This window comes from Mycobacterium sp. IDR2000157661 (assembly GCF_022317005.1).
In the GTDB taxonomy this organism is placed as follows: Bacteria; Actinomycetota; Actinomycetes; order Mycobacteriales; family Mycobacteriaceae; genus Mycobacterium.
In genome coordinates this window covers 1,564,189-1,586,252 of sequence record NZ_CP081006.1, presented here as the reverse complement: position 1 = coordinate 1,586,252, position 22,064 = coordinate 1,564,189, and the positions used below count along the sequence as shown (strand labels likewise).

26 protein-coding genes and 1 pseudogene are annotated in these 22,064 nt (G+C 69.7%); 20 read left to right on the top strand and 7 right to left on the bottom strand.

Translation table 11 applies throughout. The features are described 5' to 3' along the window. Nucleotides 1–20 precede the first annotated feature (20 nt). Both K3G64_RS25665 and K3G64_RS08640 read left to right on the top strand, forming a co-directional pair. Entirely contained in the window at nucleotides 21–383 is a 363-nt protein-coding gene (locus K3G64_RS25665) for a hypothetical protein (protein ID WP_370647126.1), read from the top strand. Further along, nucleotides 346–1,479: an FAD-dependent oxidoreductase gene (locus tag K3G64_RS08640; protein ID WP_238949146.1), complete on the top strand. Its 1,134-nt coding sequence runs from the start codon at nucleotides 346–348 to the stop codon at nucleotides 1,477–1,479. The genes K3G64_RS25665 and K3G64_RS08640 overlap by 38 nt, the downstream gene beginning before the upstream one ends. A 66-nt stretch (nucleotides 1,480–1,545) precedes the next feature. On the opposite strand, the gene lipE is transcribed toward K3G64_RS08640, so the two are convergent. The 3 genes from lipE to K3G64_RS08625 form a co-directional block, all read right to left on the bottom strand. Further along, nucleotides 1,546–2,790 carry a lipase LipE gene (lipE, locus tag K3G64_RS08635; RefSeq protein WP_238949145.1) on the bottom strand — a complete coding sequence of 415 codons (1,245 nt, stop codon included), beginning with the start codon at nucleotides 2,788–2,790 and terminating at the stop codon, nucleotides 1,546–1,548. Between the two features lie 5 nt (nucleotides 2,791–2,795). Next, entirely contained in the window at nucleotides 2,796–3,221 is a 426-nt protein-coding gene (locus K3G64_RS08630) for a hypothetical protein (protein WP_238949144.1), read from the bottom strand. Between the two features lie 81 nt (nucleotides 3,222–3,302). Further along, nucleotides 3,303–3,701 (bottom strand): heme-binding protein, encoded by a 399-nt coding sequence (locus K3G64_RS08625; protein ID WP_238949143.1) that lies wholly within the window; start codon nucleotides 3,699–3,701, stop codon nucleotides 3,303–3,305. A gap of 365 nt (nucleotides 3,702–4,066) precedes the next feature. On the opposite strand from K3G64_RS08625, the pseudogene K3G64_RS08620 reads away from it, so the two are divergent. The 12 genes and pseudogenes from K3G64_RS08620 to K3G64_RS08565 form a co-directional block, all read left to right on the top strand. Then, a pseudogene (locus K3G64_RS08620) lies at nucleotides 4,067–4,162 on the top strand (VOC family protein); the annotation flags it as partial. After that, a complete protein-coding gene (locus K3G64_RS08615; protein WP_238949142.1) occupies nucleotides 4,159–5,025 on the top strand; it encodes a rhomboid family intramembrane serine protease in 867 nt (288 codons plus the stop codon). The pseudogene K3G64_RS08620 and the gene K3G64_RS08615, both read left to right, overlap by 4 nt. A gap of 134 nt (nucleotides 5,026–5,159) precedes the next feature. After that, entirely contained in the window at nucleotides 5,160–5,987 is an 828-nt protein-coding gene (locus K3G64_RS08610; protein WP_238949141.1) for a hypothetical protein, read from the top strand. Nucleotides 5,988–6,005: 18 nt separating this feature from the next. After that, nucleotides 6,006–6,974 (top strand): DUF4129 domain-containing protein, encoded by a 969-nt coding sequence (locus tag K3G64_RS08605; RefSeq protein WP_238949139.1) that lies wholly within the window; start codon nucleotides 6,006–6,008, stop codon nucleotides 6,972–6,974. Continuing rightward, the gene (locus K3G64_RS08600; protein WP_238949138.1) at nucleotides 6,971–7,456 is read left to right on the top strand and encodes a hypothetical protein; all 486 of its coding nucleotides are present in this window, start codon (nucleotides 6,971–6,973) and stop codon (nucleotides 7,454–7,456) included. The genes K3G64_RS08605 and K3G64_RS08600 overlap by 4 nt, the downstream gene beginning before the upstream one ends. Then, a complete protein-coding gene (locus K3G64_RS08595; RefSeq protein WP_238949136.1) occupies nucleotides 7,453–8,424 on the top strand; it encodes an AAA family ATPase in 972 nt (323 codons plus the stop codon). The genes K3G64_RS08600 and K3G64_RS08595 overlap by 4 nt, the downstream gene beginning before the upstream one ends. A gap of 104 nt (nucleotides 8,425–8,528) precedes the next feature. Beyond that, entirely contained in the window at nucleotides 8,529–9,692 is a 1,164-nt protein-coding gene (locus tag K3G64_RS08590; protein ID WP_238949135.1) for a DUF58 domain-containing protein, read from the top strand. After that, nucleotides 9,689–10,114 carry a hypothetical protein gene (locus K3G64_RS08585; protein WP_238949134.1) on the top strand — a complete coding sequence of 142 codons (426 nt, stop codon included), beginning with the start codon at nucleotides 9,689–9,691 and terminating at the stop codon, nucleotides 10,112–10,114. Before K3G64_RS08590 ends, K3G64_RS08585 begins: the two co-directional genes overlap by 4 nt. A gap of 111 nt (nucleotides 10,115–10,225) precedes the next feature. Beyond that, complete coding sequence (locus tag K3G64_RS08580) at nucleotides 10,226–11,527, top strand: MFS transporter (RefSeq protein WP_238949133.1); 1,302 nt, start codon at nucleotides 10,226–10,228, stop codon at nucleotides 11,525–11,527. A 4-nt stretch (nucleotides 11,528–11,531) separates the two neighbouring features. After that, nucleotides 11,532–12,176: a TetR/AcrR family transcriptional regulator gene (locus tag K3G64_RS08575; protein ID WP_238949132.1), complete on the top strand. Its 645-nt coding sequence runs from the start codon at nucleotides 11,532–11,534 to the stop codon at nucleotides 12,174–12,176. Nucleotides 12,177–12,220: 44 nt separating this feature from the next. After that, complete coding sequence (locus K3G64_RS25660) at nucleotides 12,221–12,481, top strand: hypothetical protein (RefSeq protein ID WP_370647125.1); 261 nt, start codon at nucleotides 12,221–12,223, stop codon at nucleotides 12,479–12,481. Between the two features lie 198 nt (nucleotides 12,482–12,679). Beyond that, nucleotides 12,680–12,952, top strand: a complete 273-nt coding sequence (locus tag K3G64_RS08565) for a hypothetical protein (protein ID WP_238949130.1) — start codon at nucleotides 12,680–12,682, stop codon at nucleotides 12,950–12,952. Here the strand turns inward: K3G64_RS08565 and K3G64_RS08560 are convergent. After that, nucleotides 12,949–13,287 carry an aminopeptidase gene (locus tag K3G64_RS08560; RefSeq protein WP_238949128.1) on the bottom strand — a complete coding sequence of 113 codons (339 nt, stop codon included), beginning with the start codon at nucleotides 13,285–13,287 and terminating at the stop codon, nucleotides 12,949–12,951. The two genes, K3G64_RS08565 and K3G64_RS08560, sit on opposite strands and share 4 nt — an antisense overlap. A gap of 133 nt (nucleotides 13,288–13,420) precedes the next feature. Between K3G64_RS08560 and K3G64_RS08555 the strand changes: the two genes are divergently transcribed. Beyond that, on the top strand, nucleotides 13,421–14,326 hold the full coding sequence (locus tag K3G64_RS08555) for a DMT family transporter (protein WP_238950526.1): 906 nt from the start codon (nucleotides 13,421–13,423) through the stop codon (nucleotides 14,324–14,326). Here K3G64_RS08555 and K3G64_RS08550 read toward each other — a convergent pair. The 3 genes from K3G64_RS08550 to K3G64_RS08540 form a co-directional block, all read right to left on the bottom strand. Then, nucleotides 14,323–15,060 (bottom strand): ANTAR domain-containing protein, encoded by a 738-nt coding sequence (locus K3G64_RS08550; RefSeq protein WP_238949126.1) that lies wholly within the window; start codon nucleotides 15,058–15,060, stop codon nucleotides 14,323–14,325. The two genes, K3G64_RS08555 and K3G64_RS08550, sit on opposite strands and share 4 nt — an antisense overlap. 82 nt (nucleotides 15,061–15,142) lie before the next feature. Next, nucleotides 15,143–15,454, bottom strand: a complete 312-nt coding sequence (locus tag K3G64_RS08545) for an STAS domain-containing protein (protein ID WP_238949125.1) — start codon at nucleotides 15,452–15,454, stop codon at nucleotides 15,143–15,145. 196 nt (nucleotides 15,455–15,650) lie between these two features. Continuing rightward, nucleotides 15,651–17,615 carry a SpoIIE family protein phosphatase gene (locus tag K3G64_RS08540; protein ID WP_238949124.1) on the bottom strand — a complete coding sequence of 655 codons (1,965 nt, stop codon included), beginning with the start codon at nucleotides 17,613–17,615 and terminating at the stop codon, nucleotides 15,651–15,653. A gap of 128 nt (nucleotides 17,616–17,743) precedes the next feature. Here K3G64_RS08540 and K3G64_RS08535 point away from each other — a divergent pair, with 128 nt between their 5' ends. The 5 genes from K3G64_RS08535 (at nucleotide 17,744) to K3G64_RS08515 (ending at nucleotide 22,059) form a co-directional block, all read left to right on the top strand. Then, nucleotides 17,744–18,103 (top strand): STAS domain-containing protein, encoded by a 360-nt coding sequence (locus K3G64_RS08535; protein WP_238949123.1) that lies wholly within the window; start codon nucleotides 17,744–17,746, stop codon nucleotides 18,101–18,103. A gap of 105 nt (nucleotides 18,104–18,208) precedes the next feature. Then, nucleotides 18,209–18,502 carry a hypothetical protein gene (locus tag K3G64_RS08530; protein ID WP_238949122.1) on the top strand — a complete coding sequence of 98 codons (294 nt, stop codon included), beginning with the start codon at nucleotides 18,209–18,211 and terminating at the stop codon, nucleotides 18,500–18,502. A 73-nt stretch (nucleotides 18,503–18,575) separates the two neighbouring features. Beyond that, nucleotides 18,576–20,129, top strand: coding sequence for a S53 family peptidase (locus K3G64_RS08525; protein ID WP_238950525.1), 1,554 nt, complete (start codon nucleotides 18,576–18,578; stop codon nucleotides 20,127–20,129). Next, nucleotides 20,126–21,322, top strand: a complete 1,197-nt coding sequence (locus tag K3G64_RS08520; protein WP_238949121.1) for a zinc ribbon domain-containing protein — start codon at nucleotides 20,126–20,128, stop codon at nucleotides 21,320–21,322. Before K3G64_RS08525 ends, K3G64_RS08520 begins: the two co-directional genes overlap by 4 nt. Then, the gene (locus tag K3G64_RS08515; protein WP_238949120.1) at nucleotides 21,319–22,059 is read left to right on the top strand and encodes a hypothetical protein; all 741 of its coding nucleotides are present in this window, start codon (nucleotides 21,319–21,321) and stop codon (nucleotides 22,057–22,059) included. The genes K3G64_RS08520 and K3G64_RS08515 overlap by 4 nt, the downstream gene beginning before the upstream one ends. Nucleotides 22,060–22,064: the final 5 nt, after the last annotated feature.

Sequence of the window (22,064 nt, the reverse complement as noted above, 5' to 3'; positions counted from 1 at the left end):
TGAACGTCAACGACACCGGCATGACTGCAGTGGACTCCGCCAAGGCCATGGCCCGCTTCGTCGCCGCACCGCTCGCACAGCATTACCGCCGCACGGGCGCCGACCTGCCCTTCAGCGATCCGCTGTGCTCGCATGGCACCGAGATGGAGGGCTGGTTCTGGCGGTGGACCGACGCGGCGACCGAGCGCGCCGCGGTGGCCCTGTTCAGCGTGAACCGGCACCCCGACGGTGACTGGGCGACGAGCATCTGGGCGCACGCCTGCACTGCACGGTCCGCGAGTTCGGCAGTCTGCCCGATGGCTAACCCGATGACTAAGGTGGGCGGATGCCACGGATCGGACGGCGGTGACCCGCCCGCGCGTCGTCGTCGCCGGTCTGGGTGACAGCGGCGTGCTGACCGCGATCAAGCTCGCCCGCCACGCCGACGTCGTCGGCATCTCGGCCAAGCCGGGCCTGCTCAGCGGACAGGAACTCGGCATGCGGCTGTCCCGACCCGACGACTGGGCGCGCTACAACTGGATCACCTTCGACCGGTTCCGGGGCCTGGACCGCGTACGCACCGTGCACGGCACGCTGACCGGAGTCGACCTGGCCGCGCGGAAGGTCTTCGTGACGCGCGACGACGGCAGCGGTGACGTCGAACCCTTTGAGACACTGATCATTTCGACCGGCGTCACCAACGGTTTCTGGCGACGTCCGGTCCTGCAGACGGCCGAGCAGATCGCCGGGGATCTCGACGGGCCGCACCAGCGGCTGACCGCGGCGCGTTCGGTGATCGTCATCGGCGGCGGGGCGGCCGCGGTCAGCAGCGCCGCCAACCTGGCCAAGACGTGGCCCGGCAAGCGGGTCGACCTGTACTTCCCCGGCGAGCGCGCGCTGACGCATCACCATGCGCAGGTGTGGGATCGGGTGCGCAGCCTGCTGACCGGCCTCGGCGTCGGGATGCACGCCGGCCACCGCGCGGTGCTGCCCGACGGCTTCGACTGTGACGACCTCACCACCGGTCCCGTCCACTGGAGCACCGGGCAGCCGCCGGCCGATGCGGACGCGGTGCTCTGGGCGATCGGCCGGGTGCGGCCCAACACCGGGTGGCTGCCGCCCGAACTGCTCGACGAGCACGGCTTCGTCAGGGTCACACCGCAGCTTCGGGTGCCCGGGCAGCGGGGCGTGTTCGCGATCGGTGACGTCGCGGCGACCGACCCGTTGCGCTCGTCGGCGCGCAACCGCGCCGACGGCCTGCTGGCCCACAACATCCGCGCCGAGTGGGCGGGTCGCCCGCTGCGGGCCTTCCGGCCGGCGAGCCGTCGGTGGGGCTCGGTGCTCGGCCCGCAGCCCGACGGCCTCGAGGTGTTCGCGCCGGGCGGGCGTGCGTTCCGCTTTCCCGGCTGGTCGATCGATCGGGTGCTGATCCCGTGGATCGTCTGGCGCGGAATCTACCGCGGTGTGCGCCGTGCCGCCCCTCTGGAACCGCCGAAATAGCATTCCTGGTCGTCGAGGGCGCGTCGTGACAGCCTGGAACGCTATTTCGGCGGTCAGGGCCGCCGGTCAGCGCGGGAGGTTCGCCGTGATCGAGTCCAACACCGCGGTGTAGCGGTTGGCCTCGCGGTGCGGTCCGGGTTTGCCGCTGCTGATCAGCCCGGCGGCCAGCCCGCGTTGCGGGTCGGCCCAGACGGCGATGTTCGTCAGCCCGGTGTGTCCGAACGCCGCAGGGGCGTTGCGGCCGAACGGGCCGAACCGCTTGGAGCCCAGCATGTATCCGGTGCCCCACCGCAGCGGAGCCAGGCCTACCGCGACGTCGGGCCGAAGCCGCCGGCACTCGGTCGTCGCGGCGCGCAGGGTCTGCGGTGCCATCACCTGAACCTCGTCGAGTTGGCCGCCCCGGCGCAGCAGCTCGGCGAACCGGGACAACTCGAAGGCCGTGGACACGGTGTTCGACGACGGCAGCACGCTGGTGAGGTACTGCGCGCTGTTCGAGAACGGGATGATCTTGTACAGCGACCCGCCGACCGCCAACCGGAACACGGTGGCCGCCGGCTGCGGCAGCTCTTTGCCCGTGGCATGGCTGGGCGCCACCAGCGGAACATCCTGCGGCGCCACCCCGTAGTTGGTCCATCGGAAGCCGAGCGGGCCGAGTATCTCGGTGGCCAGGATGTCGCGGATGTTGCGACCCGCGGCGGCACCGACGATCTCGCGGATCAACGGGCCCCACGTCAGGCCGTGATAGATGTGCACCAGCCCCGGCCGGTACAGCGGCTTGAGTTCACCGAGCTTCTCGCGCGTGTACGCACTGTCGTCCATACGGCGCAGATCCGGCCGCGGCCCGGTGTGGATCGGGATGCCCGCGCTGTGCGTCATGACGTGGCGGATCGTGGTGCGGTGCTTGCCGTGGCTGGTGTAGCTCGGCAGGTACTCGCAGACGCGGTCGTCGAGGGAGAAGCAGCCACGCTCGACGAGCATGTGCACCACGGTCGAAGTGATGGCTTTGGCCGCCGAGTATGCGCAGAACGGGGTGTCGGTGGCGACGGGGACCTTCTCGGCGTCGGGTGGGTCCGCCGGGCCGTTACCCCAGCCGTGCCCGATCGCGCGGTTGAGGACGACGCGGCCGTGCCGGCGCAGACACAACTGAATCGCCGGGTGCATGCCGGCCTGATACCAGTGCCGCACCGAGTGCCAGATCCGTTCGACGGCGGCGGGATCGATCCCGGAATGGTCCTCGTCGCCGATCGCGGTCACCGCGTCCAGGTCGGCCGGTACGCGGATCCTGCCGTCGGCGGCGATGGCGTCGGGCATCGGTGTCAGCGCGGCCCGGACAGAATGGCGGGTCCGAGGAACGAGCCCAACTGGCCGAGCACGTCGCCGGGGCCCGGTTTGGGTGGCGGCGTCGCGTTGGTGAGCTGCCAGGGCCGGCAGTCGTTGGTGGTGAACGAGGTGTCACCCGGCTCGATCCGGACCACCTGCGGCTTTTTGGTCAACGCGTTGTCGACCATCTCCTCACCGCTGGTGCGCTTCCAGTAGCAGGCGCTGTCCTCGATCGGCCCCGCCGAACTGTAGGTGCCCGGCGCGATCTGGGTGCCGACCGCGTACGTGCCGTCGGCGTCGATAACGGTCTTCAGAGCCGGTGGCGGCGGCGCGGGCGGTTCCGGCTGCGCGTGGGCCACGCCTGCCGCGCCGAGCGCGAGCACCACCGCCGCGGCGACCGCGGCTGCGTTTCCCGGCTTCATGGAAAGCCAGTCTAAGCGCCGGATGCGGGCACGAAAAAACCCGCCGCCACGGCACTGTGGCGACGGGTTCCTTTCCCGACTTTAGCCCGCGACGAACTCGTCATAGGCCGACGCCAGATCGGGCGGCAGCGCCTGGATGTTGCAGGTTCGCTGCACGTCGCCGATCGGCGCGAGGATGCCACGCAGGTCGTAGTACTCCTGGGGGTTGGCGGTGAAGTAGCCACGCAGCGTTGTGGACGCATCCGGCCGCGGCTGGCTGAGCGCGGTGGTGACAGCCTGGTTGGCACCCGGATGGGTGTCGAGATAGGCGCGCGCCGCGCCGGTCACGTTGCTGACGGTGCCCGACACGCCTGCTGCGCTGCACTCGGGTGCGGCCATGGCCGACGGCGCGGCGATGGTCGCTGCCGCCAAACCGCCGAGCAGGCCGGCGGCACAGGCACCGGCGATCTGTCGGCGCGCGGCGATACCACGGATCTTCATGTGATTCTTCCTTCAATTGCTTTGTAGTGCGTTGTCGAATTCCCCCGTCCCCGATCACAAAGGTAGCCGAAACCGAGAACCGCCAAACGCCGTCGAGCCTGCCGAAAACAGCCCACACGCTGGCGTTACATCGAACAGGCGTGATCTATACCGCAATATCGACCGAATTCGATAAGCACCCGGGCAGAGATCTTGAATTCTCTCAGTAATGGGCGTCCGGCCTTAATTGATCGTGATCTCACACAGTGACCGAATTGTTATGCAGGACCCGTCGGATCGACGGCTCGACGGCCCCTGAACCTAAGGTGGTGGCTGTGAAGCTGGACTTGCTGAGCCCCGGAATCGAAGTGGGACTCGTCACCTACGAACCGCTGAGCGAGTTCGCGCCGGTGCCGGGCATGGGCTGGATGTTCGTCGCCGATCCCGACGGCAACCACATCGAACTGTTCGGCACGCTGTGACCGGTCCCCAGTTCGGCGCGACTCCTGCGGTGACACCGACCTGTTACCGGCATCCGGACCGCGTCACCTACGTCCGCTGTTCACGCTGCAACCGCTACATCTGCGGGGACTGCATGCGCAATGCCGCGGTCGGACATCAGTGTTTGGAATGTGTTGACGCCGGAGCGAAGTCGGTTCGGCAGGCTCGCACCCAGTTCGGCGGTGTGGCGGCGGCGAAGCCGACGGTGACCTACGTGCTGATCGGCATCAACGTGGTGATGTTCGCCCTGCAGATCCTGGTGCCCGGCTTTCAGCGCGAACTGGTGCTGCAGTCGTTCGCGGTCGCCGACGGCGAGTTCTACCGGCTGCTGACGTCGGCGTTCCTGCACTACGGCGCGGCGCACATCCTGTTCAACATGTGGGCGCTCTACATCGTGGGCCCACCGCTGGAGGCGGCACTGGGACGGCTCCGGTTCTGTGGGCTCTACCTGGTGAGCGCGCTGGGCGGGTCGGTGTTGGTCTATCTGGCGAGCTCACCGGCGGCGCAGACCGCGGGTGCCTCCGGGGCGATCTTCGGGTTGTTCGGCGCCACGTTCGTCATCGGCAGGCGGCTCAACATGGATGTGCGGTGGGTGATCGCGATCATCGGCATCAACCTGGTCATCACCTTCGTCATCCCGTTGATCAGCTCGCAGAACATCAGCTGGCAGGGTCACATCGGTGGCCTGGTGACCGGCGCCGTCATCGCCGCGGCGTACGCCTACGCGCCGCGGAACTCGCGCAACCTCGTCCAGGCGGGCGCGACAGCCGCGGCGCTGCTGGTGTTCGCGGTGCTGATCTGGTGGCGCACCGACGTCCTGCTGAATGTGCTCGCCGGCTTCTAGCGTCACGACCCGCGACGAAACTCTGCCGGCTCGCTGAGCGGCGAGCGCACGCTCGTCTGCGCGAGCACGGGCAGGCGCCGTAGCGCGGAATCCGGCCCTCGTGCGCCGACCCGGGTGGAGACTGAAACCTGACGATGGCCGATGACAGACTCGACGAACTCTACGCCGCTAGGCCGGAGGACTTCACCGCGTTGCGCACCACGCTCGCCGGTGACGCCCGACGCCGCGGTGACGCCGGCGACGCCAAACGGATCTCCGCGGCGCGCAAGCCCACCACGGCGGCCTGGGTGGTCAACCGCCTCGCGCTCGTCGACGCCGAGGTGCCGCGCCGGCTGAGGGATCTTGGTGAGCGGTTACGGGCAGCGCACGCGGCGATGGACGGCCAGGGCATCCGCGATTTGTCCTCAGAGCAGCGCCGGCTCGTCGACGATTTGGTCCGGCGGGCGTTCGAGGACGCCGAGATGCCCAGACCGACCGGCGGGTTGCGCGACGACGTCACCGGCACCATCCAGGCGGCGGTCGCCGACCCCGCGGTCGCCGACCGGCTGGGCCGGCTGACCAAGGCCGAGAAGTGGTCCGGCTTCGGGGATTTCGGTGACACCGCCATCGTGGTCAGCCCGGCGACCAAGCGCACCGCGGAACGGAAGGCCGAACCGAAGGCGGAATCGAAGGCCCCGCCGAGCGCGCCGCGCGACGAGAAGGAGGCGGCGGCGCGCCGCGAACGACAACAGGCGCGCGCGACGCTGGCCGCGGCCGAGCGGGCCAAGGCCGACGCCGACGGTGCGCTGACCGAGTTGCAGTCCGACCTGGCCGCCGCGCGGCTGCGACATCAGGACGCCGAACGGCGGTTGCGGGACGCCGAACAGGCGCTCGCCGCGGCCCAGGACGCCTACGAGAAGGCCAAGCAGGCCAGCCGCGACGCCGGGGCCGTTGTCAAGGAGGCCAAGGCGCGGTTGAAGTGACAGGATGGCGGCAGGGCCATGTCCGGTATTGACACGTCGATTCGTCGCGTGATCGTGGTGATCACGCTCATAGTCCTTGCCGCGTGGGCGTTGCGGGGATATGTACCGGGCAGCCCACCGCCTGCCGACGAATCGGAGCGCCCGGAAAGCAACCCGATGGCGCTGGCCGCGGTGCTCGTGCTGCTGTGTGCCGCCGTCGCGATCATCGGCTTTGCGATCATCTCGCGGATGCGCGACCCCAGGCCTACCCGGCCAGCCGCCGGAGCGCTGCCCCGCGGCGCTTCAGGCGCGGGACGGCCGTCGTGGCGGTTCGCACTCATCGCGCTCGCGGCGATCGTCGGGTGGCTGGCGTTGGTGACGCTGCTGAGCGGGGTGGACGAGCCCGGGCCGATCGAGTCACCGGCGTCGACACCGTCTGAGGCGGCCGATGCCGACCCGCCTGCACCGGGCGACGGCGGTCCGCCATCCGCGGTGGACGAGGACGCGTCGGACACCAACGTCGTCAACTACCTGATCCCGCCGATGCTGATCCTGATGGCGCTCGTCGTCGTGGGCACGGCGGTGGCGTCCCGGCGGCAGACCCGAATCCCCGTGCCCGTCGTCGACGACTTCGACGCACCGGTGGCGCAGGCTCCCGCCGCAGCGACATCGCTGGCGCGGGCCGCCGAGATCGGCCTGGCCGAGATCGGCGACCTCAGCCGTGAGCCGCGCGAGGCGATCATCGCCTGCTACGCAGCGATGGAACGGGAGTTGGGGCGGGTACCCGGAGCGGTGCCCCAGGACTTCGACACCCCCACCGAGGTGCTCGCCCGCGCCGTCGACAGCGGTGCGCTGCCCGCCGACAGCGCCACCGAACTGGTTGAACTCTTCGAGGAGGCGCGCTTCTCACCGCACGTGATGTCCGAAGAGCACCGCGACGCGGCCGTGCGGGTCCTGCACCGGGTACTGACCGAGTTGCCGCAGCGCTCATCGGGGGCGACGCGATGAAACGGTATGTGGTGCTGGCGTTCCTGTTGGTCGCGGGCGCTGAGCTGATCGCGCTGGCGGCGGGTGACCGGCGGCTGATCCTGATCGTCTCCGGTACCGCCGTCGCCGTGTCGCTGCTCGGCCTGCGGTGGTACCTGATCCGCGACACCGGTGCCGTCGCCGGCGAGACGCCCGCCGACGACGCAGCGAAAGGCCTGCAGCGCTGGCTGTCTCGCACCGAGACGTTGATCGGGAACTCGGAGTCCACCCGCCGCGACTGGGACCGGCACCTGCGTCCCATGCTGGCCCGCCAGTTCGAGATCGCGACGGGACAGAAGCGCAGCAAGGACTCGACGGCGTATCACGCGACGGGCCGGATGCTGTTCGGCGCCGAACTGTGGGACTGGGTGAACCCGGAGAACGTCGCCCGCAGCGGTGCCGACGCGCCCGGGCCGGGCCGTGCGGCACTCGACGAGATCCTGCAACGGCTGGAGCGCGTATGACCCGTCCGACCGGACCGCCAACGGCCACCACCACGGCCAACTGCGAGGCGGTGCTCGACGAGATCGGCACCGCGGTGGTCGGCAAGCGCGGCGCACTCACGCTGATTCTCACGACCGTGCTGGCCGGCGGGCACATCCTCATCGAGGACCTGCCCGGCCTGGGCAAGACCCTGATCGCGCGGTCCTTCGCCGCCGCGTTGGGCCTGGACTTCAAGCGGGTGCAGTTCACCCCCGATCTGCTGCCCGCAGACCTGCTGGGCTCGACCGTCTACGACATGCAGTCGGGGCGCTTCGAGTTCCGGCCGGGGCCCATCTTCACCAACCTGCTGCTCGCCGACGAGATCAACCGCACACCGCCCAAGACCCAGGCCGCACTGCTGGAGGCGATGGCCGAGGGGCAGGTCAGCATCGACGGCGTCACGCATAAGCTGCCGGCGCCGTTCATCGTGCTGGCCACCGACAACCCGATCGAGTACGAGGGCACCTATCCGCTGCCGGAAGCGCAACTCGACCGGTTCACGATCCGGCTCGAGTTGCGGTATCTGTCCGAGCAGGAGGAGGCGTACATGCTGCGCCGGCGCCTCGAGCGGGGCTCGGCCGAATCGAGAGTCGAGCAGGTCGTCGACGCCCACGACCTCCTCGCGATGCGCGAGTCGGTGGAGCAGGTCACCGTCCACGACGACGTGCTGCGCTACGTGGTGTCCCTGGCCGCGGCGACCCGCCAGCACCCGCAGATCGCGGTCGGCGCCAGCCCGCGGGCCGAACTGGACCTGCTGCAACTCGCACGGGCACGCGCGCTGCTGCTCGGCCGCGACTACGTCGTGCCCGAGGACGTCAAGTCGCTCGCGGTGCCTGCGATGTCACACCGCATCACCCTGCGACCGGAGATGTGGGTTCGGCGGGTGCAGGGCAGCGACGTGGTGGAGGAGTTGCTGCGTCGGCTGCCCGTGCCGCGGACCAACGCGTGACCCGCGCGCCGGAAGCACAATGGCAGCCCCGTGTCACCGAGGCTCAATTACACTGGCGCGCTTCGCCTCTGACGAGAGCACTGGTCACGTGCACGGCGATCGCGATGGCCACGGCGGTGATCGGGTCGCGCTGGGACCTGGTCGTGTTCGCCGCCCCGCTGCTCGGCGTGCTGTGCTCGATCGGCTGGCAGCGGCCGGTGCCGACGGCCCGTGTGCATGCCGACCCGGGCATGCACCGGTGCTTCGAGTCTGAGAGCTCCCGGCTGACGGTTGCGGCCGAAGCCGAGGGTGAGCCGCTGCGGTTGACCGTCGACGTCGTGGCCGCCATGACGCTGCAGGTCGACGAGGCTGCGCCGCATCGCCGTGCGGTCACGGTCAGCGCCGACCGGTGGGGCCGCTATCCGATCCGCGTGCAGCTGTCGGTGTCGGCACGCGGCGGGCTGCTCGAGGGCACCGCGGTGGTGGACGCGGCCGACGTGTACGTGTTCCCGATGGCTCCGCCGCAGTCGACCGCCATCCCGCGCACCGAGTTGCTCGACCGGCTGGGCACCCATCTCACCCGGCACCTCGGGCCGGGAGTGGAGTACGCCGACGTGCGCCGCTACGTGCCCGGCGACCAACTGCGCACGGTGAACTGGCCGGTGAGCGCGCGACGCGGCAGCCTGCACGTCACCGAGCGACTGACGGATCGCGCCGTCGACATCGTCGTGCTCGTCGACAACTATCCGCAGCCGGCGGGCCCGGCGACCGAGGCCACCGACCGAACCGCCCGCGGCGCCGTGCAGGTGGTGCAGAGCGCGCTGCGCGGTGGCGACCGGGCGGGCGTGGTCGCGCTGGGGGACCGCCAGCCGCGGTGGCTGGGCGCCGACATCGGTCGGCGGCAGTTCTACCGCGTGCTCGACGCGGTGCTCGGCGTGAGCGACGGGTACGAGACGACGTCCGGCACGCTGGCGCCCCGCGCGGCCGTCCCGCCGGGGGCGATCGTGATCGCGTTCTCCACGCTGCTGGACACCGAGTTCGCGCTGGCGCTGATCGATCTGCGCAAGCGCGGGCACACCGTGATCGCCGTCGACGTCCTGCGCGGGGCGCCGTTCGCCGAGGGCTGCGACGAGCTCGCGGCCAAGATCTGGTCGCTGCAGCGGTCGTTCATGTACCGCGACATGCGCACGATCGGGGTCGACGTGGTGGCATGGCGCGACGAGGACGCGCTCGACCAGGCGATGCAACTGGTGCCCGACCGGAGGCGCACGATACGGGGGCGGCGGTGAACCGGTTGCTGTCGACGGGCTTCGGCCTGGTGATGCTGGCCGCCGCGGCGCTGCGCTCGGACGCGGTGGCGTTGGCGGTGTGTGCGGCAGGTGTGGGCTTCGTGCTGCTGGGCAACGTCTTCCGGCCGTCGGCGACGCTGGCTGTGATGTGTGCCGGCGCGGCGCTGCTGCTCGACGGCCCGGCGCCGATGCTCGCGGCGGTGAGCGGTTTGTCGGCGGCGGCGTATCTCGTCGTGCGCCACGGCGTCGCGTCCGCACCCACGGTGATTGGCGCGGCGGGTTTCACGGTGGTGGGCCTGGCCGCGGCGGCGGTTCCCGTGCAGTGGCCGTGGGTGCCGCTGGCGGCGCCGGTGGTGGTGCTGGCGCTTGTGGTGGTGGCAAGCCGTCCGTTCTGGTTGGAGGGGCTGCGACGGCGGTCCTAGCAGAAGCCGCCGAAACGCGTCGCTCCCGACCTCGCCGACGGCTATCTTTTCAGGGTCACTGCCACCCGTAAGCGAAATGCTCAGCGGGACGCTTAGATTCGGAGGATCGGCATGTCCAGCGCCGTGCGGAAGGCCATCACCGGCGCCTCGATCGGCAACGCGGTGGAATGGTTCGACTTCGCGATCTACGGCTTCCTCGCGACGTTCATCGCGGCCAACTTCTTCCCGGCAGGCAACGAGACCGCGGCGCTGCTCAACACCTTCGCCATCTTCGCGGCGGCCTTCTTCATGCGCCCGCTCGGCGGGTTCTTCTTCGGGCCGTTGGGGGACCGGCTCGGCAGGCAACGGGTGCTCGCACTGGTGATCCTGTTGATGTCCGGGGCCACGGTGCTCATCGGGCTGTTGCCGACGTACGCCGCCATCGGCGTCGCCGCTCCGCTGCTTCTGTTGTTCCTGCGCTGCCTGCAGGGCTTCTCCGCCGGCGGTGAATATGGCGGCGGGGCAGTCTATCTCGCCGAGTTCGCCACCGAGAAGCGTCGCGGGCTGACCATCACCTTCATGGCGTGGTCCGGTGTGCTGGGCTTTCTGCTCGGCTCGCTGACCGTCACCATGCTGCAGGCGCTGCTCTCGACGGACGCCATGAACAGCTACGGCTGGCGCATCCCGTTCCTCATCGCGGGTCCGCTCGGGCTCGTCGGCCTCTACATCCGGTTACGCCTCGACGACACACCCCATTTCGCCGAGCTCAGCAACAGCGATCGCATCGCCGAGTCACCGCTGCGCGAAGCGGTCTCGACGTCGTGGCGGCCCATAGCGCAGCTGATCGGAATGTTCGTCGTCTTCAACATCGGCTACTACGTGGTCTTCACGTTCCTGCCCGCCTACTTCATCAAGACCCTGGACTACAGCAAGACCAGCGCCTTCGTCTCGGTCACCTTGGCCAGCCTGGTCGCGCTTGTGCTGATCCTGCCGCTGGCCGCACTGTCCGACCGTATCGGCAGGCGGCCGATGCTGATCGCCGGTTCGCTCGCCTTCGCGGTCCTCGGCTATCCGCTGTTCCTGCTGCTGAACTCGGGTTCGGTGATCGCCGCGATCGCCGCGCACTGCGGCCTTGCCGTCATCGAGTCGATCTATGTCTCGGTCGCGGTGTCGGCCGGCGTCGAGCTGTTCGCCACCCGCGTGCGCTACAGCGGCTTCTCGGTCGGCTACAACATCTGTGTGGCGGCCTTCGGCGGCACCACACCCTACGTCGTCACATGGCTCACCGCTGAGACCGGAAACAACCTCGCCCCCTCGTGGTACCTGGTGATCGCGGCGCTCGTCTCCCTGGCCGTGGTCCTCACACTGCGGGAAACCGCCGGACGGCCACTCGCCCAGACCCGCGATGAGCAGGAAGCCGCAGCGATACAGTGAAGTGGTGCCGCCGCAATCCGATCCCGCGCCGCGGCCACGGCTGACATCGCGGGGCGCGGCCACCCGCAACCGGATCATCCTGGCCGCCGCCGAGCTGATGCACGCCCAGGGCGTCGCGGCGACCACCATCGACGATGTCCTTGCCGCCGGTGCAGCGAGCAAATCCCAGTTCTACCAACACTTTGACGACAAGGCCGAACTGGTCTACGAAGTCATCACCCAACGCGCCGACGAGGTGCTGTCGTGGCAGCGGCTGCGACTCGAAAAGGTGGACTCGTTCAAGGGTTTGTACCAGTGGCGCGACGCCATGGTGCAGCGGTGTGCGCTTCGTCGCGGACTGTGGGGCTGCGAACTCGGTTCTCTCGCAGCGGAATTGTCCGACACCGACGACCGGGCGCGCAGTGCGCTCAGTGTGCACTTCACCGAATGGCGCGAATTGCTGGCCGCAGCGCTCGGCCGTATGCGCGACGGCGGTGTACTGCGGTCGGACGTCGACATCCGCCCGCTGGCAACGGGATTGCTCGCCGCCGTCGAGGGCGGCTACCTGCTCTCGCAGACCGGACGCGATCCCCGACTCATGCAGGCGGCGCTGGACATGGCGATCGGCCATGTGGCGTCGTTCGCCGTCGCCGCCCAGTCGACGCCCTGACGCGACCGGTTGCCCGCTACGGTCAGTTGTCCCCAGGGATCGCCGTGGGCGCCGGTGGTGCGATCACCGTCGGCGAGAACGGATTGGGGCCGCTCGGATCGATCCGCGGTGCCTTCTCGGTGGGCTCGACCGGAGCGCCGGGGGCGGGCGCGGCGGGCGGCGTCGCGGTGGTGGTCGCGGTGGTAGTGGTCGTCGGTGTGGTTTCCTCGGGAGCCTCGCTCTCGTTGGCGCACGACGCGGTGAGCAGGAGCATGGCCGTCACCGCGGCACCGCTCGCGATCGCGGTGATTCGCCGACCCCTCTGAGCTGACTTCATCACAGTCCTATCTGTCCGAATGGAACCGAGCTATCTGGACTCTACAGTCCAAAAAGTCGACTCGTCAATGGTCTCTAGTGCAGCAACCGATTGTGAGCGGACGTGAAGGTCCAGCTATGGGGCTGGGGCCAGCGTGCGTCTCGTGTGTCCGAAAACGCCGCCACTGTGCGGTCGCTACTGTGAGGTCATGAAGCTGCGCGTGATGCCGTACGTCACGGTGGAGATCGACGACCGGCTCCGCCGCCGCGTGCGATCTGCCGGCGAGCGACTGCGCCTCAATGTGAGGGCCTACCTGCTCAGTGCCGTCGACGATGTGGACGCCGCCAGTGACAGGGTGCGCGGGCTGTGCGACCGTGCCGTCAACCGGGTCGACACCGTGGTGGCGAACGTCAACGACAAGATCGCCCCCACCGGAGAAGCCCCGCCCCTGCAGGTGGTGCGGGACCGAGAAGCAAGCTAGCGCGTCCGGGTGCCGCGGCCGCCGACCAGCAACCCGCCGACCAGCAGCACCGCCCCGATGATCGCGACGGGAATCGCCCACATGCGGCGGTCGGACACCGCAGACTCGCACTGGGCGACGGCGTCGGTGTGCGGGACGATCTCGTTGATCACCGGAAGGTTGACGGGATTGCTGTTGTCCGCCTCACGGGCCGCGGAGTAGTCGGCGGCCACCGCGTTACCGCAACCGATCTCCTGGCCCTCGGATCCGGCGATCGAAACCGGCAATAGGAGCCCGACGATCCCGACGACCAGCACGACCGCACCTGCCAGCAAGACCAACCGTCGCAAGTTCATGATCGCGTTAATGCCCGTTGCGCCGAGGGCCGAAACCCGGACGCGCCCCATGCTCAGTCGATTTCGCGGCCGCTGACTCGATGTGTTTCGCTTGGGGCGTGTGCTGGCCGTGGTCGGAGAGGAGCTCAACGCTTTGGTAGGCCATGGTCTGGTTGTCCTGCTCGCGCTGCTGGCCGCCGTGTTCCTGGCGATCGGCATCGTGGTCCGTCAGCGCGCCACCATGGACGTTCCCGCCGAGCACGGCGTCAGCAGCGTCATGTTCCTGACCCTGCTGCGCAGACCCCTGTGGTGGGCGGGCACCGCCGCGGCGGTGGCGGGCTTCGGCTTCCAGGCCCTCGCTCTGGCCTACGGGTCGCTGCTGCTCGTGCAGCCGATCCTGGTCTCAGCCCTGCTGTTCGCACTGCCGATGAGCGCGCGGCTTGCCAACCGCCGCGTCACCCGGGGCGAGTGGATCTGGGCGTTGGTGCTCACCGTGGCGCTGGCGGTGTTCGTGGTCCTGGCCAAGGCCCGACCGGGCGACTACAAGGCCTCGGCGCCACTGTCGGCACTCGTCGCGCTGATCTGCACGGCGGCGGTGCTGGCCTGTGTCGTGGTCGCCGTTCGCACGGCGGGGTGGCGGCGCGCGGTGCTGCTTGCCGTCGCCGTCGGCGTGATGTTCGGGGTCGTCGCGGTGCTGACCAAGATCGTCATGCACCTGCTCACTCACGACGGGGCGGCCAGCGTCCTCTCCCCGCCTGCGGTGTATCTGGTCGTGTTGCTGGTGCTGCTCGGTGTAATCGCGGTGTTCCTGCAGCAGTCGGCGTTTCATGCGGGGTCGCTGCAGACCTCCGTGCCGACCATGCTGGTGCTCGAACCGGTGATCGCCGTCGTGCTCGGCGCGGTGGTGCTCGGCGAGCATCTGATGGTGAACGGGATCAAGGCGGTGGCCATCACGATCGCGATCGCCGCGATGACTGCGGCGACCATCGCCCTGGGCCGTGACGAGGGAGCGCTCGAGGAGCGTCTGGAGGCCGCCGTCGCCGGCCGCAGGCAAGACTAGGACGCGTGGCCCGGTGCCCGACCCTCGCGCATGGCGGTCCACAGCAGCCGGGCGGCGTCGCGCGCGGGCTCGCGGGGTGCGATCGGATCGGTGATCCCGGGTTGTTCGGCGGGCGCGCCGCTGATGTGCTCCAGCAGCGCCACCGCCAGTTCGCGGAGCTTGACGTTGAACTCCTGGCTGGCCCGGCGCAGCATGTTCCACGCCTGTTCGGCATCACAGCCGACCAGGCCCATCAGCGCACCCTTGGCCTGCTCGATGGCGCCGCGCGACTGGAGCGCGCTGAGCAGGTCCTCGAACGCGGCGGCGTTCTCGGCGGCCGTGGTCACCAGTGCGGCCGAGACCAGCTGCTCGTAGGCGAACAGCGTGGTCACGGTGGTCGCAGTGGCCGCCTCGGACAGCGTGCAGGAGAGTACGACGGCGGCGTCTTCGCGCCAGAGCCCGGGCACCGCTGCCGCGCCGTGCACACGCTCGAGATCCTCCCGCAGTCCGGGTGCATGTCGGGCGACGGCATCGACGGTCAGCGCGGGATAGCGCTCGTCGGTCCACAGGTCGGGGCTGACCACCGGAACCTGATGGGTCAGTGCGTCGACGACGGGACCGCCCAGCCCGGAGAACTGGGCACCGACGATGTCTGCTCCGAGCCCGCAAGCCGCGATCGGCGCCGGGCGGTCCCGGGACTGCTTGTCGTGCACGGTGATCGCGAGCCCGATCGCGCTGCTGAGGTCGGCTCTCACGCGGTCGAGGATCCGGTGCAGCAGTGCGACAAGCTGCGGATGCTGGCGCGGATGGAAGTGCGTTGCGGGCAATGCTTTCCGATCAGTCGATGACGTTGACCGTGGCGACCTTGTCGAGGCCGGAGATGCGCAGCAGCGTGGTGATCGGTCCCTGCGCCGGAACCACGAGGGTGAGCTTGGCGCCGGCGGCGACGGAGAACAGCTCGCGCAGTGCAGCGCTGTCGCAGTAGGTCACCGCGGACATGTCGACGATCACGGAGGAGCCGTCGGCAACGGCGCGGGCCAGCACGGCGGCGAACTCGTCGGCATTGGCCAGATCGATCTCACCACTGGCGGTGACGACGGACGGGGCCTCGGCCTCGGCGGCCGTGAGGTGGAACTGGCTGTCGGTCATGCGGTTCGGCCCGGCGACGAGGGACCACGCCGTCCGGCGGTGATGTCTTCAGCTCCAGACACAGCACCTCCGGTTCCTAGAGGCGCACCCGCCTCAACGCATGCCAAACAACGCGCATCGCTGCCTCTCCTCGACAGTCGTTCCCTGCTGATGATTGTCATACCACGCCCGGAGCACCGGTGTGCATAGCGCACCGTCAATGAGGACTGTCCGACAATTGAAACGTCATATTCACCGTGGTGCCCGCGGCGGTGCCGTCGAGGTCGACCTGGTCGCTGACCGCGCGCATCAACAGCAGGCCGCGACCCCGGGTGCCCGGATCGGCTGCCGGGGTCTTCCAGGACCCGTCGTCGGCGACGCACACGTGCACGAGATCGCCACGGATCCGGGCCTCGATGTGCATGCGACCCGGATCGCGGCCGCGGTAGGCATGCTCGACACAGTTCGAGCAGGCTTCGTTGACCACCAGAACCAGGTCGGTGGCGACGACTTCGGCGACTCCGTTCGCCGACAACCACGTCGCGAGCCGGTGGCGGATGTCGGTCAGGCGCTCGGCGGTCGCCTCGTCGTCGATGATCAGGGAGTCGCCGGTCAGGCGGTAGAGGACGATCGCGACGTCGTCGTCGTAGCCGCCCTCGGGGGCGAGTTCAGCCAGCACTGCATCGGCGACCTCCTCGATCGGCAGGCCAGCCGTTGCGGCCACGACATCGGCGACCTGACCGATCTGGTCGTCGATCGACTGGTCCCGCCGCTCCACCAGGCCGTCGGTGTAGAGCATGAGTGTGGACCCCGGCACCAGGGGGCGGCACGCCTGCGGCCGCGGCTGGGTGCGCTGCACGGCCAGCGGCACCGAGTTCGCCTCGTCGAGCAGTTCTGCCGGGGAACCGCCCGTCACCAGCAGCGGCGGTACGTGGCCGGCGCCGCTGTAGTGGACGGCGGCGGACCCGGTGTCGATGATCGCGACGAACACCGTCGTGCACATCGCGCCCGGGATGAGCGCGGCCACCGAGTCGAGCTGTTCGAGCAGCGTGGCCGGCTCGACGCCGGTCAGCAGGAGTGCGCGCGCCGACGCGCGCAGCTGACCCATCACGGCCGCCGCGCCCAGACCCCGGCCCACGCAGTCGCCGACGACGATGCCGATCCGGTGCGCACCGACCGGCAGCACATCGTAGAAGTCGCCGCCGATCTCCAGCGGAGGCACGGCGGGTTCGTAGCGCACGGCGAATCCCGGGGGCAGGTCGGTGGGCGCCAGCAGCGAGCGCTGCAACGTCAGCGACGTCTCGCGTGCGCTCTCGAACTGGCGGACGTGCTGCATCGCCAGGCTGAGATGGCCGACGAAGGCGTTGATGAGAGCCCGATCCTCCGCGCTGACCACGCGCGGCACCCGATGCTCGAGGCACAGCACGACGTCGCGCGCACCGGAGAGCACGCTGACGAAGCCGCGCGTCGTTCCCGCGCTGGGCGCCGCACCCACGGGTGTCACCGTCAGCGGTATCCAGTCGCGGGCGTCCTCCAGTGTGCGACGCCAGTCGTCGTCCAACTCGGCCCAACCCGACACCGGGGGCTCGCCCGCGGTGTGCAGTGCCGGTTCGGCGTCACCCTGCGGCCAGATGACCGCCATCATCCGGCCCGCGTCTAGCGGGATGCGGCACTGCGCGAGCGTGATCGCCAGCACCTCGTCGACGTTCTTGGCGACGCTGACGGCGGTGGCCAACCGCGCCACCGCGCGGTCGCGTTCACCCGCGGCGTGCGCGGCGGTGACGTCTCGGACCGTGCCGACGTACAGACCCGGGGTCGACTGCTCCGCGGTGACCGCGTTGATGCTGATGGCGACCCATTTGTCGCGGCCGTCGCGGTGGCGGATCTTGAACTCGTCGGCCAGCCTGCCCTCATGCGCCAGCCCCTGGCTGCGCACGTCGGCGGCATGCTTGTCGACCACCCAGGGGTGCGGCATGGGATAGGGCAGCCCGTCGGGGCCGTAACCGGTGATCTCGGCGAAGGCGGCGTTCATCTCGACGATCGCCCCGGTGTGGTCGGCGACGAAGAAGCCGTCCTGCAGCGAATTGACCAGCGCGCTACGGAACTGGTCGCGGTCCGCCAGATCGTCGGCCCGGGCCCGCTCCTGCTCGTAGCGCTGATAGACGTCGTCGGGATGGGTCATCGGTCTCTGCCACGACACTAGCCTGAGTGGGGCAGGCGGAACCTCGGAGGACTCATTCGCCGTCGACGGCGACCCGTTAAGCTCAGCGAAGCCGCCGATCATGGCGGCCCTTTATTGGAGGACGACCGTTGTCGCGTAATGATCCGATTTCCACCTCGGTTTCCCACGAAGACGGGATCGCCGTGTTGACGGTCGGCGGCGACGTCGATCTGGCCACCGTGCCCGATTTCGAGGCTGCGATCACCGAGGCGCTCACGCAGGAGCCGACCGCGCTGGTGGTCGATCTCTCCGGAGTGGATTTTCTCGCGTCGGCGGGACTGCAGACTCTGGTCTCCACCCACGAATCGGTCAGCACCAAGCTCCGCTTCGTCGTCGTCGCCAACGGCCCGGCCACCAGCAGACCCATTCAGTTGACGGGCCTGGATCAGATCTTCGCGCTGTACGAAACGCTGGCCGATGCGCTCACCGCGTTACGGGCCGGAGCGTAGCGGGCCTGCGATCCCCTGCACGGTATGCGGCGTTCGGTTAGAGTTTCGGACGCCGGGCTGATCTTGACAGCTACCGGCGTTCGGTCGGGACAGATAGGAATTCTCATGAGGTCAGCTCAGTTCGGTCGTCGCCTCGCCGTGGTGGCCGGTGGCACCGCCACGTTGGCGATGGTGATGTTCACCGCATCGTGCGCCCAGGAGGAGGAGCCGACGGAGGAGACCACCACCACCACGACGACCACCACGACGACGACCACGGCGCCGCCCGCCGCCCCGGCTCCCGGCGCACCGGTCGAGCCGACCGAGAAGGCGCCGCGCATCGATCCGTCCGGCCCCAACCCGTTCTCGCCGACGGTGATCGCCCCGCCCGCGCCGACGGCGATCCCCGGCGACAACTGACGACCCGACGGGTCGGTCCGGACGTACGCTGGCGGCTGTGAAGGCGCGGCGGTTCGGCGTGCTGGCGCTGGTGATGGTGGCCGCGGCGGTGCTCGTCGCCGACCTGCGCCCGGCGCCGCCGCGTGGCGGAGGAGCCGTGATCGCCGGCCCGTACTCCCACCTGTTGGCGAGCTCGACCGACCTGGGGCCGTCGCACAACAGCCACGTTCAGCTGACGATGGCGTTGCACGACGACGGTCACCCGACCGCGGTGTTCGACTGGGCAGGCGGTCGCGATCTGGCGGTTCGCTGGCGGCCCGGCCATGACTGGGCCGTGGTGGAGGGTGCCGCCGACTCGGTCGCCGACGCCTTCGACGTCGAGGTGCACGATTATCGCGGCAGGCGGGGCCAGGTGTTCTACGCCTCGCCGCATCAACCCGACATCCCGGATGCTCTTCGCGGTGACGTCGCCGAGCTGGGCAGGATCCTGGGGTATCTGCCGCACAACATGTCACACACTCCGACCGTGCCGCTCGACGTGCCGGACCCCGGCCTGACACCGGAGGCGTTGCGCAACACCTACAACGTCAGCCCGCTGACCGCCGGGGGCTACACCGGCGAGGGCACCACGATCGTCTTCTTCGCGTTCGACGGGTTCGAGCAGGCCGATCTCGACACCTTCGCCGACACCTTCGACCTGCCCCGGTTCACCCCGGAGATCGTCGGCGGGGAGCTGCACGAGCCGCGCGGCGAGACGACGATGGACCTGCAGGTGGCACACGCGGTCGCGCCCGACGCGCGCAAAGTGGTCTTCAGCGCGCTGTCGACCATCGAGGGCGACGCCACCTTCGAGAAGATCGGCCAGATGTTCGAGGAGGCCGACCGCCGATTCCCCGGCGCGGTGTGGAGCTTCTCGATCGGCTGGGGCTGCGACAAGCTGATCACCGCAGCCGACGTGGCGCCGGTGCGCTCCGCGCTGGCCGCGGCACAGACGCGCGGCACCACCGCGTTCAACGCCAGCGGCGATCTGGCCGGACTCGAATGCAAAGGCGGACAAGACTTCTCGTCACCACCCGGTGAGGATGACATCGGCCTGGACTCGGTGGCGTCGCTGCCCGAGATGACCGACGTCGGAGGCACCACGCTGTCCACCGACGCGCGGGGCCGGTGGGTCTCGGAGCAGGCGTGGTTCGATGTGCCGCTGTCGTTGGGCTCCGGCGGCGGACCGTCGTCGTTGTTCGACCGCCCCCAGTGGCAGCGTCGGGTGTCGCCCGACGACTTCCCCGACCGGCGGTTGACTCCGGACATCTCCGCGGTGGCCGACCCGTTCACCGGCGTGCAGATCATCTTCAAGCAGACCCAGTTGGTCGGAGGCGGCACGTCGCAGTCGGCGCCGATCTGGGCGGGGCTGGCCGCGGTGATGAACCAGTTCCTGCTCGCCAACGGCGGACGCCGCATCGGTGATCTCAACCCGCAGCTGTACCGCATCGCCGACGGCGCACCGCTGCCGGCGTTCCGCGACGTGACACTCGGCGGCAACGCCGTCGCGGACGCGGGCCCCGGCTATGACCTGGTGACCGGTCTCGGCACACCCGACGTACAGAACCTGGTGCGCAATCTGCTCTTCCTGCAGCAGGCGGGCGCATGACCGAGAGCGAGGACCGGGTCCCCACCACCGACTGCCGGGTGTGCCGGACGGAAGTGCCTGCCGGGAACTTCTGCGGCCTGTGCGGCTGTCATCTGACCCCCCGGCGCGCCGAAGGCCCGGACTGGCTGCGGCTGCGCAACTACGGCGCCGCGATGGGCGAGCCGCTGCTGCTGCCGTCGGTGGCCAGTTCGCTGTTCCCCAACCTCTCCCGCAGATCCCGCACGGCATTCCGGCTCGGGCTGGTCGTCGTGGTGGCCGCCCTGGCCGCCTTCACCTACCTGCGCATGCCGGCTGGCATCGTCACCGTCTCGGCGCTGGGACTGCCGCTGCTGTTCCTGCTCTACCTGCGGGAGTCCGACGCGTTCCGGGACTTCCCGGTCGGCACCCTGGTGCTCGCCGCCGCCGTCGGCATCGGCCTCGGCGTCGGCTGGGTGTTGTTGACCGGCGCGATGGTCGCGCACTCGTACGGCATCGCGCTGGGCAGCGCCATCACAGGCGGCCGCCTGCTGCGCGACGGTATCGGGGTGCCGCTCGGCGGGTTGATCCTCATGCTGATGCCCGCGGTGATCGTGCGGCTGCTGCGGGCGCAGACGCGGGAGGCGCTGGACGGCTTCATGATCGGGGCGCTCGGCGCGCTGACGTTCACGGCCGCGGCCACGATCACCCGGTTGGCGCCCCAGTTCGGCACCGGGGTGGTGAGTAAGCGCCCGCTGGAAAGCCTGGTGGTGGAAGCGGGCATCAGGGGAGTCGCGGTGCCGCTGATCGCCGCGGCCGCGGGCGGACTGATCGGCGCGGCCCTGTGGTTCACCCGGCCACCGAGCAAGCGGGACCAGCGTCCGGGTGCGGTACGCCTGGTGCTGGTGTCGCTGGCGGCGGCGGTGATCGCGGTGTATCTCGCGCTCGGGCTCATCGACATCGCGCGGTTCCCGCAACTGCTGATGCTGGCGATGTACCTGACGCTGGCCCTGGCGGCGATGCTGGTGCTGCGGGTCGGCCTGCACCTGGCGCTGCTGCACGAGGCGCACGATCCGATCCGCGCCGACGAACCCCTGCTGTGCACGCAGTGCGGACACGTCGTTCCGGACATGGCGTTCTGCCCCGCATGCGGTTCGGCGACGCGCGCGTCGTCCCGGTCGTCGCGGCGGCAGCGGCGCGAGCACCGGCCGGTGCGCACCCGGGCGGAGGGCCCGTGAGCACGTCGAGCCCCCAGCCGCCGAGCTACTTTCCCGGGTATGCGGTTCCGGCAGGCGAGTACCAGGCCGCCGCGCCGCGCCGCGCGTCGCGGCTGCGGTTGGTGGCGATGTGGCTGGGCGCCATCGCTGTCGTCGCGCTCGCGCTGGTCGCACTGTCCGCCTCGATGGAGAAGCCTCCGGTGCGCTACATGTGCCCGCCCGACTGCGGCAGGCCGCCCACCGGCACACCGGTGGAGATCAATCCCCGCTTCACCGCCGCCGACGACAGCTTCTCGGTGTCCTTTCCCGCGGCGGGTTCGGCGTACGAGATCAGCACCGAACCCAACGGCGTCACCGCGGAGTTCGTCGGCGGCGACGGTGGCACGCTGCGCCTGTTCAGCGAGCCGGCCCGCGGCCGCACCCCGCAGCAGATCGCCAAGACGCTTGTGTCGCAGACGTTTCCGGACACCCGCACGGCGTATGAGATTCCCAACGCGATGGTCGGGTACCGGCCCGGATACGGCGAGGTCGCCGATTGCTGGCCGCAGGGCGCCAACGCCAGCTATCTGCGGATGCGGGTGCTGGTGATGGTCGCCGTTAAGGACGACCTGGCACTCGTGGCCGCCGCGGTCGGGCCGTTCCGCCAGTTCACCCCGGACTTCGGGCTCGGCAAGCCGTCGGGGGCCAATGTGCAGATCGCGCTCGACATGGGCAAGTACGTCAACAGCTTCAGTTGGGCCGGCGACCCGCCGCGCTGATACTT